This is a genomic window from Brevundimonas sp. UBA2503, from assembly GCF_002341485.1.
GTDB lineage: Bacteria > Pseudomonadota > Alphaproteobacteria > Caulobacterales > Caulobacteraceae > Brevundimonas > Brevundimonas halotolerans.
This window is the reverse complement of record NZ_DDOD01000007.1, coordinates 65,125-78,058: the sequence shown is the minus strand read 5'-3', so window position 1 is coordinate 78,058 and position 12,934 is coordinate 65,125. Positions and strand designations below refer to the sequence as shown.

General features: G+C 64.1%; 11 protein-coding genes. 5 read left to right on the top strand and 6 right to left on the bottom strand.

Features of this window, described 5'->3' with window-relative positions:
• Nucleotides 1-2: 2 nt before the first annotated feature.
• The 3 genes from cysD to B4K74_RS02090 are packed head-to-tail and all read left to right on the top strand — an operon-like array spanning nt 3 to nt 2,992.
• A complete protein-coding gene (gene cysD, locus B4K74_RS02100) occupies nt 3-905 on the top strand; it encodes a sulfate adenylyltransferase subunit CysD (RefSeq protein ID WP_286691558.1) in 903 nt (300 codons plus the stop codon).
• Entirely contained in the window at nt 905-2,830 is a 1,926-nt protein-coding gene (cysN, locus tag B4K74_RS02095; protein WP_286691557.1) for a sulfate adenylyltransferase subunit CysN, read from the top strand. The genes cysD and cysN overlap by 1 nt, the downstream gene beginning before the upstream one ends.
• Before the next feature lie 36 nt (nt 2,831-2,866).
• Nucleotides 2,867-2,992: a hypothetical protein gene (locus B4K74_RS02090; RefSeq protein ID WP_286691556.1), complete on the top strand. Its 126-nt coding sequence runs from the start codon at nt 2,867-2,869 to the stop codon at nt 2,990-2,992.
• Here the strand turns inward: B4K74_RS02090 and B4K74_RS02085 are convergent, their stop codons facing one another.
• The 6 genes from B4K74_RS02085 to B4K74_RS02060 all read right to left on the bottom strand — a co-directional run bounded on the left by B4K74_RS02085 (nt 2,993) and on the right by B4K74_RS02060 (nt 10,164).
• A complete protein-coding gene (locus B4K74_RS02085; protein WP_286691555.1) occupies nt 2,993-4,291 on the bottom strand; it encodes an O-antigen ligase family protein in 1,299 nt (432 codons plus the stop codon).
• A gap of 112 nt (nt 4,292-4,403) precedes the next feature.
• Nucleotides 4,404-4,634, bottom strand: a complete 231-nt coding sequence (locus B4K74_RS02080) for a hypothetical protein (RefSeq protein ID WP_286691554.1) — start codon at nt 4,632-4,634, stop codon at nt 4,404-4,406.
• 149 nt (nt 4,635-4,783) lie between these two features.
• Nucleotides 4,784-6,022: a tetratricopeptide repeat protein gene (locus B4K74_RS02075; protein WP_286691553.1), complete on the bottom strand. Its 1,239-nt coding sequence runs from the start codon at nt 6,020-6,022 to the stop codon at nt 4,784-4,786.
• Entirely contained in the window at nt 6,022-8,238 is a 2,217-nt protein-coding gene (locus B4K74_RS02070) for a GumC family protein (protein WP_286691552.1), read from the bottom strand. Before B4K74_RS02070 ends, B4K74_RS02075 begins: the two co-directional genes overlap by 1 nt.
• A gap of 179 nt (nt 8,239-8,417) precedes the next feature.
• The gene (locus tag B4K74_RS02065) at nt 8,418-9,329 is read right to left on the bottom strand and encodes a M48 family metallopeptidase (RefSeq protein WP_286691551.1); all 912 of its coding nucleotides are present in this window, start codon (nt 9,327-9,329) and stop codon (nt 8,418-8,420) included.
• 130 nt (nt 9,330-9,459) lie between these two features.
• The gene (locus B4K74_RS02060; protein ID WP_286691550.1) at nt 9,460-10,164 is read right to left on the bottom strand and encodes a polysaccharide biosynthesis/export family protein; all 705 of its coding nucleotides are present in this window, start codon (nt 10,162-10,164) and stop codon (nt 9,460-9,462) included.
• Nucleotides 10,165-10,555: 391 nt separating this feature from the next.
• Here B4K74_RS02060 and B4K74_RS02055 point away from each other — a divergent pair, with 391 nt between their 5' ends.
• Together B4K74_RS02055 and B4K74_RS02050 are read left to right on the top strand one after the other, a co-directional pair.
• On the top strand, nt 10,556-12,454 hold the full coding sequence (locus B4K74_RS02055; protein WP_286691549.1) for a nucleoside-diphosphate sugar epimerase/dehydratase: 1,899 nt from the start codon (nt 10,556-10,558) through the stop codon (nt 12,452-12,454).
• A gap of 40 nt (nt 12,455-12,494) precedes the next feature.
• Nucleotides 12,495-12,934: hypothetical protein (locus B4K74_RS02050; protein ID WP_286691548.1), on the top strand; the 440-nt coding region annotated here is incomplete at its 3' end.

The following is a 12,934-nucleotide window of genomic DNA, read 5'->3' as shown; positions in this document are numbered from 1 at the left end:
TCATGCCCGGTTTGACCCACCTGGAACGACTTGAGGCGGAAAGCCTGCATATCATGCGCGAGGTCGTCGCCGAGGCGCGCAAGCCCGTCATGCTCTATTCGGTCGGCAAGGACTCGGCCGTCATGCTGCATCTGGCGCGCAAGGCCTTCTATCCGGCGCCGCCGCCCTTTCCCCTGCTGCACGTCGATACGACGTGGAAGTTCCGCGACATGTATGCGCTGCGTGACCGTATGGCGCGGGAAAGCGGCATGGAGCTGCTCGTCCACCGCAACCCTGACGCGGTCAAGCGCGGGATCAATCCGTTCGATCACGGTCCGCTGCACACCGACATGTGGAAGACCGAGGGCCTGAAGCAGGCGCTGGACCTGCATGGCTTTGACGTCGCCTTCGGCGGTGCGCGCCGCGATGAGGAAAAGAGCCGGGCCAAGGAGAGAATCGTCTCGTTCCGTACGGCCAGCCACGGCTGGGATCCCAGGCGCCAGCGACCCGAACTGTGGAACCTCTACAATGTGCAAAAGACCGAGGCGGAAAGCCTCCGGGTCTTCCCGATCTCCAACTGGACCGAGCTGGATATCTGGCAATACATCCAGCTCAACGACATCCCGATCGTGCCGCTGTATTTCAGTGCGCCGCGCCCGACGGTCATCCGTGACGGCCTGATCCTGATGGTCGATGATGACCGCTTTCCTCTGCGGCCCGGTGAGGAACCGGTCATGCGGTCGATCCGCTTTCGCACCCTGGGGTGCTACCCCCTGACGGGCGCGGTCCAAAGCGAGGCCGCGACCCTGCCGCAGATCATCCGGGAAATGCTGCTCGCCACCACCAGCGAGCGCCAGGGGCGGATCATCGACAAGGATGCCGGCGACGCCTCCATGGAGAAGAAGAAGCAGGAGGGGTATTTCTGATGACCGGTCCCGCCCCTTCCGATCCCTTCTACAGGACCGACGCCCTGATCGCCCGCGACATTGACGCCTGGCTGGAGCTTCATCGGCACAAGTCGATGTTGCGCTTCATCACCTGCGGCAGCGTCGACGACGGCAAGTCCACCCTGATCGGGCGGCTGCTCTACGACTCAAAATTGATCTTTGAGGATCAGCTGGCGGCGCTGGAAGCGGACTCCAGAAGGGTCGGCACCCAGGGAGAGGCGCTCGATTTCGCCCTGCTGGTGGATGGTCTGGCCGCCGAGCGCGAACAGGGCATTACCATCGACGTCGCCTATCGCTTCTTCACGACCGAGACGCGCAAATTCATCGTCGCCGATACGCCCGGCCACGAACAGTACACCCGCAATATGGTCACGGGGGCGTCGACGGCGGACCTGGCCGTCATCCTGATCGATGCGCGTAAGGGCGTGCTGACCCAGACCCGGCGCCACAGCTATCTCGTGCACCTGTTGGGCATCCGCAACATCGTGCTGGCGGTCAACAAGATGGATCTGGTCGACTACGACCGGACCGTCTTCGACAGCATCGTGGCCGACTATCGTGACTTTGCCGACCGGATCTGCATCGGCGAGGTCGTGGCCATTCCGATTTCAGGGTTCAAGGGCGACAATATCACCGAGCCCTCGGCGAACACGCCCTGGTATGAGGGCCCGTCCCTGGTCAGCCATCTGGAAACGGTTCCGATCGAGACGGATACGGATCAGGCCCGGCCTTTCCGTATGGCCGTGCAATGGGTGAACCGTCCCAATCTGGACTTCCGCGGCTTTGCCGGTCAGATCGCCTCGGGCGTGGTCCGTCCGGGAGACACGGTGCGCGTGCTGCCCTCGGGCAAGACCTCGACCGTCAGTCGCATTGTGTCGCTCGAGGGTGACCTTGATCAGGCCGTGGCCGGTCAGTCCGTCACCCTGTGCCTTGCGGATGAGATCGACTGTTCACGTGGGGATGTGATCGCCGCCGCCTCCGCACCGCCCCAGGTCGCCGACCAGTTCGAGGCCACCCTGGTATGGATGGGAGAAGAGCCCCTGCTGCCGGGCCGGGCGTATTGGCTGAAGCTGGGTACGCGAACGGTCTCGGTGACCCTTCAGCCGCCGAAGTACGAGGTCAACGTCAATACGCTGGACCATCTGGCGGCCAAGACACTCGAGCTGAACGCCATTGGGGTGGCTGAAATCACGACGGACCGCCCGATCGTGTTCGAAGCCTATGCCGACAGCCGGACCCTGGGTGGCTTCATCCTGATCGACAAGCTGACCCACGCGACGGTCGCGGCCGGCATGCTGCACTTCTCGCTGCGCCGGGCCCAGAATGTCCACTGGCAGGCGCTGGATATCTCGCGGGATATGCGCGCCGGACAGAAGGCTCAAACCCCGCGGGTTCTGTGGTTCACCGGCCTGTCCGGCTCAGGCAAGTCCACCATCGCCAATCTGGTCGAGAAGAAGCTCTACAGCCAGGGTCTGCACACCTTCCTGCTGGATGGGGACAATGTGCGTCACGGCCTGAACAAGGATCTGGGCTTCACCGATGCTGATCGCATCGAGAACATTCGCCGGGTGGGCGAGGTCGCCCGCCTGATGACCGATGCCGGGCTGATGGTGCTGACGGCCTTCATCTCGCCCTTCCGGGCCGAGCGCGAGATGGTGCGTGCGATGATGCCTGAGGGCGAGTTCGTCGAGGTGTTTGTCGATACGCCGATCGAGGTTGCCGAGGCCCGCGACGTCAAGGGCCTCTATGCCAAGGCCCGGTCCGGCCAACTGCGGAATTTCACCGGTATCGACAGCCCCTATGAGGCCCCTGAGGCGCCCGACATCCATATCGACACCACGGCGACAACGCCGGACGAGGCGGCGGAGCAGATCGTGAGATGGATTTTCGACGCGTCGGGATGACGCCACTCGTGCTCAGCCGGGGCGGCCAGTCGTGTATTGAGCAGTTCGACGCTGGCGAGAGCGGTATTACCGCAGAGGGCCGAGGGCTACTGGCTGGATATCGGTCGTCCGCCCGACTGCGACTGCGCCAATGCCGAGTTCGGCGCCGTGTTCGGCGGCTGATCAGGCGTGGCGCCGACGCGGCTCCGGTTGGCGCGAGGGCCGGGCCGCCCCGTCCAGAACGGCGCAGCACAGGGCAAAGATGACGGCGATCGTCTCGGTACGCATCGGATAGTCAGCGGCCGAGTGGATGCCGATCAGGATCAGGGCAACCGATGCGGCCCTCTGCAGGTCCCGCTCCAGATGGGTGCCGGCCCGCCAGGCACTCCACGAGCGGCGCCCCCACCAGATGTAGGTGCCAATGATCAGGGCGATACCCATCCAGCCGGTCGTCAGCCACATCTGTAGATAATCGTTATGCGCCTGATTGAAGTAGGCGGCCCGGAGGGTCTCGACCGGCTCATAGGAGCGATAGACCGGGTCAAATGATCCCAGGCCCGATCCGAGCGGCAGGAAGTCCTGCGCGGCCTGGGCGACGATGGGCCAGTTCTCGAAGCGCAGATCCGTAGCCGGGTCGGTGTCGAACCGGTCGAGAATCGGCCCGAGGGCAAACACAGCAATAATGCCGATGGCAACGGCTGCGCCGGCTGCAAGTCCCATAACCAGCGGGGTGGGCCGTCCGCGTCCGGACGATACCCATGCGACCAGCAGAACTCCGACAAGGCCGGGCCCGGCCGCCAAAATGCCGAAGCGCGAGCGGATCGCGCCAAGCGCCACCAGCACCAGACCGATGATCAGTGCCCCCACCCACACCCTGAGGCCGGCGTCGGGCTCGCGACTGTTCAGGCCGCTGCCGGCCAGGGCCGCCGCGAACGGCAGGGCGATCAGGCACAGGGTGGCCATGTGGTTGCGGTTGGCAAAGAAGCCGACAAGGGAGCCGAAGTTGGTCGTCGCCCACGGATAGAAGGTCCGGCTGTCCAGCGTGATCTGAAGCGTACCCAGAACGATACTCAGGATGACGAAGGCCAGCACGCCCCAGACCAGACGGGTCACCGCCACCCGGTCCAGTGTCAGCGCCGCCAGAAGCATGGCCACGGGGGGCAGAAGAGCCAGAAAGGCCTGCCAGGTCCGGTCCGGCGTCAGGGACAACGGCAACCACGAAGGAGTAATGCCGGCAATCTCGAGGGCCAGCACGGCCTGATCCCGACCGGGCAGAGAAGTCCAGATGTTAAAGGGCAGGGGGATCAGCTGGATGAGCGGCAGCGCCATCGCCAGAGTGGCGAGTATCAGCAGGAAGCGGTGCTCTTTCCAGACGCCGGTCCGGATGAGGCGGACGAGGGCCAGTCCGAACACCGGCAGGGCCAATAGCTCGATCGCCGCCAGCGGCAGGAGGTGCTCACGGCTGGCACCGCCCAGAAGCATAGAAAAAGCCAGCAGAACGCCGGCCGCTATGGCCAAGGCATCCCACTGGCTTATTCGTTTCAGAAACGACCTGCTCAACTACGCACTCGTATCCCGAGCAGGATCGAAACTCTTACGGGCTGGTCGGCGCGTCGTCGTCCGAGAACACCGAGATCACGCCCGCCAGAACGGCGGTGCCGATCAGGATGACGGGAAGCGGCACACCGCGGAACTCGTTGGCGGCGTCAGCAGATGCGCCGACACGATCACCGACCCGATTCACGGCGCTGTTATTGTTAGCGGCGACCGCTTGGCCTGCGATGAGCAGCAAACCAACCGAGGCTGCGGCGATGGTCTTACGCATGCAAATCCCCTTTAATCAAAAGCAATGCGCGGGTTTCCCCGCTCCTGTGAGAATGTGTTTAGGTCGGACGGGTTGCACATGGCAAGCAAAAAAGCCGGTCTGGAGGGCTGAAAGTTGACTCAAGGCCAGCCTGTTGCGCCGTTGCATCCCTAAGGAATCCTTTCCAGCGCCAGTTGCGAAAACCATATGACAATGTCGGTCCGCCGCCCGGTATTTATCGGCACCAGTTTGACGATCTGGGCGGTACAGCCCTGTTGAGGAACCACGACTCTGGTCTGGAACGGGGACCAGTCAGCCTGGGCCTCCATGTCGAGGCCGAAACGAACTTCCGAAATGATTTCAGAGGTTTCAAGGCACTGGACCTGCCAGGCAAAGCCGGACCGCCCGCGCCCGTTCTCCAGTCTCTGGCGTCCCGACAGGCGGTAGGTTCCCGGCTGCATGAGGACGAGTTGCCTGGCCAATTCCTGTGCATTGCGAGCGTCATGAACCACCCGAAGTGCCGTGAGCTCGGGCTTGCGATCGTCGTTGAGCAGGGCGACAGAGATCCCGGCGCCCACGCCAAGATTCCAGCCGAAGGGCAGAATCGCCTCGTCGTCGGCAAATCCGCCATTCACGAGAATCGTTTCGTTCGAAGGTCGATCCAGGGCGTCACGAACCGTCTTCAGGCCGGGTATCCGGCGACCCACATAGAGGGCCTGATACAGGTCCTGTAGCTCCGGAGTCGTGAAGGGGGCGTCCGTCGCCTCCAAGCTTATTGCGAGGCCAGCCAGAAGCTGCAGGCCTTCGGGCCGCCGATACAGTGATCTGAAATAGTCAGCGCGCCATGGCGGCGAGTCGGCTAGCTCTGACACAAGGTAGGGGCCGGCCCGGGGGTCCATCTCAGCAGCGGTCGAGAAAAGATTGAACACCGTGGGTCGCAGGTCTTCCCGGCGCCGCGCCAGCGTATCGGCATGAGCAAAGGCCGAGGCATAGTTTCCCTGCCGCAGCCGGCTCTCGATCAGCCAGCTATGGGCCGCATTGTCGCGCAGGCTCCAATTGCCCGCCAGGGTCATCAGCTCATCGGCCTGATCAGTGCGCCCCGCCTCGGCCTCGGACATGGCGAGCACCCTGAGGGCCTCAACGTCGAAGGGGGCCCTCGACAAGGAAAGCCGGGCCAGATAGCCGGCATCCTCCATCTCACCGGCCCGCATCTCGCCTTCGGCCGCCCGCGCCAGGACCTCGGCCGAGCCGGGGGCCAGACGAATGGCATGCTCACTGGGCGCCCGCGCCGCCAGCGGCACCAGGGCGACCTGCCAGCCCAGCCAGATCAGGCCGACAGCCAGGCCGACGGGCCAGAGACCTCCAGCCTTGCCGGCGGCCTTCGGTTCAGACGGCGGGACCTCTAACATCACGCCTTGCGGCCGGGCTTACCTTCTGCCTCGGCCCCATAATGATAGTCGTACGCGTAGTCATAGCCTTCGTGACGGGTGCGGTGGGCCTGGAATTTGGTCAGGACTGCTCCCAGAACGCGACCACGGCCCATCGAAAGGCGACGCAGGGCGCCCCGCGCCTGGCGGCGGCCGGTGATGCGCGATTCCAGTACAAACAGGGTGCCCTCGACGGACGACGACAGCACGGGCGCATCGGCAAAGCCCAGCACCGGCGGGCCATCGATCACGACGTGGTCGTAAACGGCAAAGGCTTGGTCCAGCAGTGCCTGCAGGCGGGACCCACCCCACAGCTCGGCTGGGTTGGGCGGAAGCGGTCCGCACGGGATGAAGTCGAGGGTGGAATAGGGGGTCTTGCGCACCACACCGGTCAGTTCAGCCGCGCCGGACAGGAAGTTGCTCATGCCCTGGCTATTCTCGATCTCCAGCACCCGGTGCATGGACGGATTGCGCAGGTCACCATCAACCAGCAGGACACGCCGCCCGACCCGCGACAGGTTGAGCGCTGTAGCAAAGGCGGTGGTCGACTTGCCTTCCCCGGGCCGGGCACTGGTGACCAGCAGGGAGCGCGGCGCCCCGTGCGAGGTCGAGAACTGCAGGGCCGTTCGCAGGGAATAGTAGGCTTCGGAGAAGGGAGATCGAATGTCGCGGAGGGCTTCGTTCGGGTCCTTGCCGCGTTCCAGCATGGGGATGACTCCCAGTGCCGGGATGCCCAGCTTGCTTTCCACATCGTCGGGCGACGTCAAGCGATCGTCCAGAGCCTCGATCAGGAAGGCACCGATGATGCCGAGGGTCAGACCCATGGTCAGGGCCAGCATCAGGTTCAGCGGCAGGTTGGGGCTGGAGGGGCCACCGGGAGGGGTGGCGCGGTCGACCAGCGAGATGTTGTTGCTGGTTACGCCGCCAGTCACGCCGATTTCCTTGTAGCGCTGAAGCAGGCCGTCATACAGCTGGCGGCTGGTGTCCAGTTCGCGAACCAGGATGTTGTACTGGACGCTGCGATCCCCGAGGTCGAGGACTTCGCCCTTGAGGCCATTGACCTGATTCTGGAGCGCTCGCTCCTGATTCAGGGCGATCTGGTACTGGGCCCGGATGCCGTCGCGGATGGAGGTGGCAGCCGTGCGGATCTGGGCATCGAGTTCGTCGATACGGGCCCGTAGTTCAACCAGTTCCGGGTAGTCGTCCTGGAAAACGGCAGCCTTTTCCTCGTACTGCGATTCAAGCTGGATCCGCTGCTGCATCAGGGTTTGATAGGTCGTGCTGGCCATCACTTCCGGAATGCTGGTCAGGGGCGCGTTCTGGGCCTGGCGCCAGCGTTCCTCAGCGGCGATCCGGTCAACCCGGGCCTCGCTGAGGGCCTCGTTCAGAGTGCCGAGACTGGTGGAAACCAGAGACCGGCCGGCCCCTGTCTCGGCGTCGGAAAGCGTGATGATTTCCTGGTCGCCGGCATAGGCCACCAGTTGACGTTCGGTGTCTTCAAGCCGGGCCTTGGTCTCGGCAATCTGCTCCTCAAGGAATTCACGCACATAGAGAGAGGCATCGAATTTGCGGGCGAGGTTCGCCTCAATGAAGTTCTCGGCAATGGCATTGGCCATCCGCGCCGACACGGCAGCGCTGGGGCTGCTGAAGGTGATCCGGACCAGTCGCGACCCGCGCTCGGGAGAGACGCCGAGGTTGCTGCTGATGAGGCCTGTGATCATCTTGCGGCGACGGGCCGCCTGTTGAGTCGCGGTTTCCCCTTCGCGAGCCTCGAACTCTCTGCCCATCTGCTGGATGAAATCATTGGAATTCGCCAGCCCCTCGCTGTCGATGATCCGCTCGACCAGCGAACGGCTGCGCAACAGGCCGTACTGGGTGTTGAAAAACTCCTCGCCGACGGGCAGCTCGCGCGGCATGCCGTCATCGGTGCTGAGCACCCGAGCCGCTTCGCGGTCGATCTGGATCGTCGCGGCAGCGGTGTAGGTCGGTGGGGTCATCAGGGTGACGATGACGGCGATCACGACGGCGGCGATCACACAACCGAGGATCAGCAGCCGGTGCTTGAGCGCCAGGGACCAGTATTTGGCGAGGTCGATTTCCCCCGAGCGGTCGGTCTCAAGAACGGTGCCATACCCGGCTGCGCCCTCGCGCTCCGGGCCCTGCCCGCCGCCATTGCCCATGCTGCGGTCTCCGACCATGGTCCAGTCCTAAATCACTAGCTTGACGAAAGAAGGTCGCCCTTTTTGGGCTGATAGCGCATCGATCCCCGTCGGGCGAGCCGCAAATGGCAACAAACCGGCGAGATTCGGGTCCCTGCGATTCGCAACCAGCATGACCGGCAAGGCTTTCCAGAATCCTGACACGGGTGCTGCGTGCATCAGAAGGGTGTCAGGGGTTGCCCGGATGCTCGTTTCTGGCGGATCTCATCGACGGTAAGCTGCTGGGCTCGCGCGCGGGCGCCGGCGGACGGGTGCCCCCATTGGGCATAGCGCACGCTCGGGTCCCGTTCTGCCAGGGCGCGCCAGAAGACCGGACCCTGTGCGGGGTCATAGCCGGCGCGCGCCATAAGGTAGATTCCAACCCGGTCTGCCTCGCGTTCCGCCTGGACCAGCTCCCATGGCGAATTGCCGTAGTTTCCGAGGATGGAACGGGCAAAGCCGCGTTCGTCGAAGAACTCGCGATGTTCCAGAACATTGTGCGCCATCTCGTGGCCGAGGATCACGGCCAGATCGTCGTCGGATTCCGCGAACACGGCCATGGCGGTCGCCACGAAGACGCGTTTTCCGTCGGCGCGTGCATTCAGCTCGGTCGAGGGATCGACCTGGAAAACATAGGCACAGGCCGTGACCGTGGACAGGGTGATCTCGCGCTTGAGCCCGTCCCGCAGAACCCCGAGACGAGCCTCGCCAGCGGCGAGCGCGGCGTCCAGGCGGGCGATGTTGGCCGCCAGCCCCTCGAAGGCGGCTGGCCTGTCAGGCTCGCCCGGGGCGAACGGATTGCCGTTGACCGAGACAAGGAGGTCTCCGACCTGCAGGCCCGCTTTTGCGGCAGGACTGTCCGGCGCAATCGCAGCGACACCGGGCAGGTCGCCTTCGAGGGCCCACCGTGCACGCGCGGCAGGCCGCAGATTGTCTGAATACTGACTTTCAGCATGCAGCAGCAGCCCGGTCGCCGGTCCGGTATCAGGACATAAATCCGCGTTGGCGAGGGCCAGTCGATAGCCGACGGCATTCACCCGGGTGTCCAGCGCATTCAGCACGGCGAGCCGCCCTTCGGGTGTATCCGCCACGCCAGCGTCGCCGTAGGCCGCCGCTGGAACCGATGTCCCGGTGCCGCAGCCCGCCAGGGGCAGGGTCAGGGCAAGGCAAAGGCCCAGGGTTTCTCTACGAAGACGGCCAGGGCTGGACACCGCCCGCGGCCTAGAAGAGGCGGAACAGCGTCAGCACCGGGGCCGCGGTGATCGCTGCCCGGAGGCCCGAGTTCAGGCGTGAGGTATCGACCACGATCACATCCTCGCCCAGCACCACGGGATCCTCGGCCTCGCCGTTCCGGATGGCGCCCAGATCAAAGACGGCGACCATGCGCTGACCGTCGATCGTGCGAAAAACTGCGACGCTGGACAAATCCGCGCTGCCGGAGGGGCCGCTGGCCATCGCGACCGCCTGCATCAGGGTGGTTCGCCCGCGCATCACGTAAACGCCGGGCTGGGTGACGGCGCCATCGACGGTGATCTTCTGGCTGGCGGCCTCGACGACGGTGACCGTGATCTGGGGATTGCGCAGATACCGCGCGCCCAGCCGGGTCGTGAGGGAGGCGGACAGTTCCGACGGCGTCAGTCCGGCGGCCTGGACGGTGCCGATCAGCGGCATCTGGATATTACCCGCAGAGTCGACTCGGAGATCGTCGAACGACAGTTCCGGTACACGGAATACGGAAACCTTCAGAAGGTCCGTTTCGCCAATGCGATAATCTTCGGCAGGAGCCGCAGCCTGTCCCACCGGCAGGGCATAGGAGGCCACCTGGGTCGCGGCCGTCACATCAGCCTTTTCCCGGCCAGATGATCCGCAAGCCGCCACAGTGAGAACAGCGAACAACAGGGCAATCAGGCGCATGGCGGTATTCATGGACACTCCTCGCCGGTCTGGCTCCGGCACGACCGGATACCCCGTGAGGGGTATTTCAGACTGCCTGATAGCCTCGAACGCGACTTCATTCCACTGATAACCGCTCATCGTTGGAATTCCTCGTTTTTCTGCTGGACGACAGGGAAATACGCAGGCAAAGGGCAGCCCCTATCGTGCTGGCATCTTATCCGGCGGAATCAGGAACGGTCAGGCTCAGGGGGCTTGTACGGAACCCGGGAACGTCAGAGCCATGACTGACTGAAATTGGGCCTGACGGGGAACCCGTCTTCGCTGTTCAGCGCTTGCGCCGGGCACGGTCCTTATACGGACGAGCACACTGGTGATAAGGCTCGTCATGATTGTTTGACGATCCGTCGATATGGGCCCACGCATGCGTACCCCGCTGACATTCTCGTGGACAGCAAAGTATCTGATCCACATTGCGGCGCTGTTCGTGGGGTTTGTGCTCGCCTATGAGCTGCGCCGGGCCCTTCCGATACATTGGTGGTTCGTCGATCCGGACGCCGTTCGCGTTCTGGGCTGGGCCGGACTTTTCGCCCTGATCGGCGCCGGGGTCGAGGCCGTCTTTCAGGCTGAGCGTGCCGCCTGGCGTTTCGCTTCGGCGCGGGATGTTGTGGCCCTGGCGCGAAATGTCAGCCTGACCATGGCCCTGTTCTTGGTGTCGATATTCTTTGTGGACCGGGGGCTGGAGCTACCGAGATCGGTACTGCCGCTCGCCTGGCTGCTGAGCCTGATGTTTCTGGTCGGCGCGCGGGTGGCCTGGCGCTTACCGCAAGAAAGCGGCCTGTCCGAGCATCTGTTGCCGGCCTGGTGGCGCAAGACCGCGGCTGGCCGCAAGCCCCTGCTGCTGGTCGGCGCCATGGCAGACGCTGATCGCCAGATCCGCCACCTGATGGCCGATCCAGGCCAGCCCTATCAGCCGGTGGGCGTGGTGACGCCAAATGCGGAAGAGGTCGGCATGCGGCTGCATGGCGTACCGTTCGTCGCCCGGCTGGACCAGTGGCGGGTCGGACGCATGCCGGTGCCCCTGCGCAACGAAAAGGTCTCGGCCATTCTGTTCCTGCAGGACCCGGTCCAGGTCCTTGGCCTCACCCCGCAACGGATCGGCGAGCTCAAGCGGGCCGGCCATACGCTGCTTCGGCCTCATGCCCTGACCGAGGTGGGTGAGCCGCGCCCGAATGCAGACCTGCTGACCGAAATCCCGCTCGAGGAATTCCTGCCGCGCCAGCCGATCTCCCTGCCGACCGGGCCGGTCGAGGAACTGATTCGAGGCAAGCGCATCCTCGTGACGGGTGCAGGCGGCAGTATCGGATCGGAAATCGCGCGCCAGATGGTGCAGCTTGGCTGTGGTCATCTGACCCTGCTGGATCACTCCGAGTTCCAGCTATTCGAGATTGATCGTGAGCTGGGCGGGGTCACCACCGCCATGACGCGCCGGGCCGTTCTGGCCAATGTGCGCGACGAGGCCCGCATCCGCGAGGTCTTCGAACAGGAACGCCCCGAGATCGTTTTCCACGCCGCAGCCCTGAAACACGTGGCCCTGGTCGAGAACAACCCGGCCGAAGGGGTGCTGACCAACGTCCAGGGTACCTGGAATGTGATCCGCGCCGCGACAGGGACCAAGGCGGCGCAGTTCGTCCTGATCTCGACCGATAAGGCCGTTGATCCCTCCAATGTCATGGGGGCGACCAAGCGGATCGCCGAGACCCTTCTTGAACTGGTTCCCGACAGCGAGACCCGCCTCTCGGCCGTGCGCTTCGGCAATGTGCTCGGCTCGGCCGGCTCGGTGGTGCCGATTTTCTGGGATCAGATTGCCCGGGGCGGACCCGTCACTGTGACCCATCCGGACGTGAACCGCTATTTCATGACCATCCCTGAAGCCGTGCAACTGGTTCTGCACAGCACGGCGGTGAAAGCGGCGCGGTTAGATGAAGGTCCCTCGAAATTCCTGCTTGAGATGGGCGAGCCTGTCCGCATCGCCGATCTGGCCCGCCAGATGATCGAGTTGAGTGGCAAAACGCCGGATGTCGACATCAAGATCGAGTTCACCGGTCTGAAGCAGGGCGAGAAGATCGCCGAAATCCTGTCCGATGATGGTGAGGACCCGCGACCGTGCGTGGACGGGATCCTGGAGGTCATGGGAAGGCGCAGCTCCGGACGCCTGGATACCGCCCGTTTACAGTCTCTGATATCTGCGGCCTTGGGTGGACGCGGCCACGAGGTTACGATGCTGGTGGCAGAAACCATCGGGGACATCCGCAAGCCATGACGCGTTCGTCCAGGACGATCCCGACCGGGGATGGTCGCCCGTGAAGGTCAAGGTCTTCGACATCCAGAATCTGGCCGTCGCCTACGTGTGCTTCTGGGCGACTTCACCCTTTCTCGCCTATGGCCTGGGGTTCCGACTTGCGGCGGTGGCTGCGGTGGGCCTCTGGGCTGTGCTGGAGATGTTCCGCCCCGGGGGAATTTTCACCCGCCCGACCCTGCCGGTCATCCTGACCCTGTTCTACATCGGCTACACAGCGCTTGCGGAGACCCTGCTCGGGCCCAGTGGCGACATCACCCAGCACGTCCAGATCTGGATCATGCTGTTCTTCCTGATTTTCTATGAAAGCCGCAGGCACGACGTGCGAAGCATGTCGCTGATCTTCTGGGTGATGCTCGCGACCCTGCCGATCTGGTTCTACACGACCTATACGGCCTTTGACACGTTCGGCTCGCATGCGGCGCGATACCTGACGCGCTCGTC

What these genes read in the sequence shown, in the direction of transcription:
- cysD (WP_286691558.1), top strand. Translation starts at nt 3, where the DNA reads ATGCCCGGTTTGACCCACCTGGAACGACTTGAGGCGGAAAGCCTGCAT.
- cysN (WP_286691557.1), top strand. Translation starts at nt 905, where the DNA reads ATGACCGGTCCCGCCCCTTCCGATCCCTTCTACAGGACCGACGCCCTG.
- B4K74_RS02085 (WP_286691555.1), bottom strand. Translation starts at nt 4,291, where the DNA reads ATGCTTCTGGGCGGTGCCAGCCGTGAGCACCTCCTGCCGCTGGCGGCG.
- B4K74_RS02080 (WP_286691554.1), bottom strand. Translation starts at nt 4,634, where the DNA reads ATGCGTAAGACCATCGCCGCAGCCTCGGTTGGTTTGCTGCTCATCGCA.
- B4K74_RS02075 (WP_286691553.1), bottom strand. Translation starts at nt 6,022, where the DNA reads ATGTTAGAGGTCCCGCCGTCTGAACCGAAGGCCGCCGGCAAGGCTGGA.
- B4K74_RS02070 (WP_286691552.1), bottom strand. Translation starts at nt 8,238, where the DNA reads ATGGTCGGAGACCGCAGCATGGGCAATGGCGGCGGGCAGGGCCCGGAG.
- B4K74_RS02060 (WP_286691550.1), bottom strand. Translation starts at nt 10,164, where the DNA reads ATGAATACCGCCATGCGCCTGATTGCCCTGTTGTTCGCTGTTCTCACT.
- B4K74_RS02055 (WP_286691549.1), top strand. Translation starts at nt 10,556, where the DNA reads ATGCGTACCCCGCTGACATTCTCGTGGACAGCAAAGTATCTGATCCAC.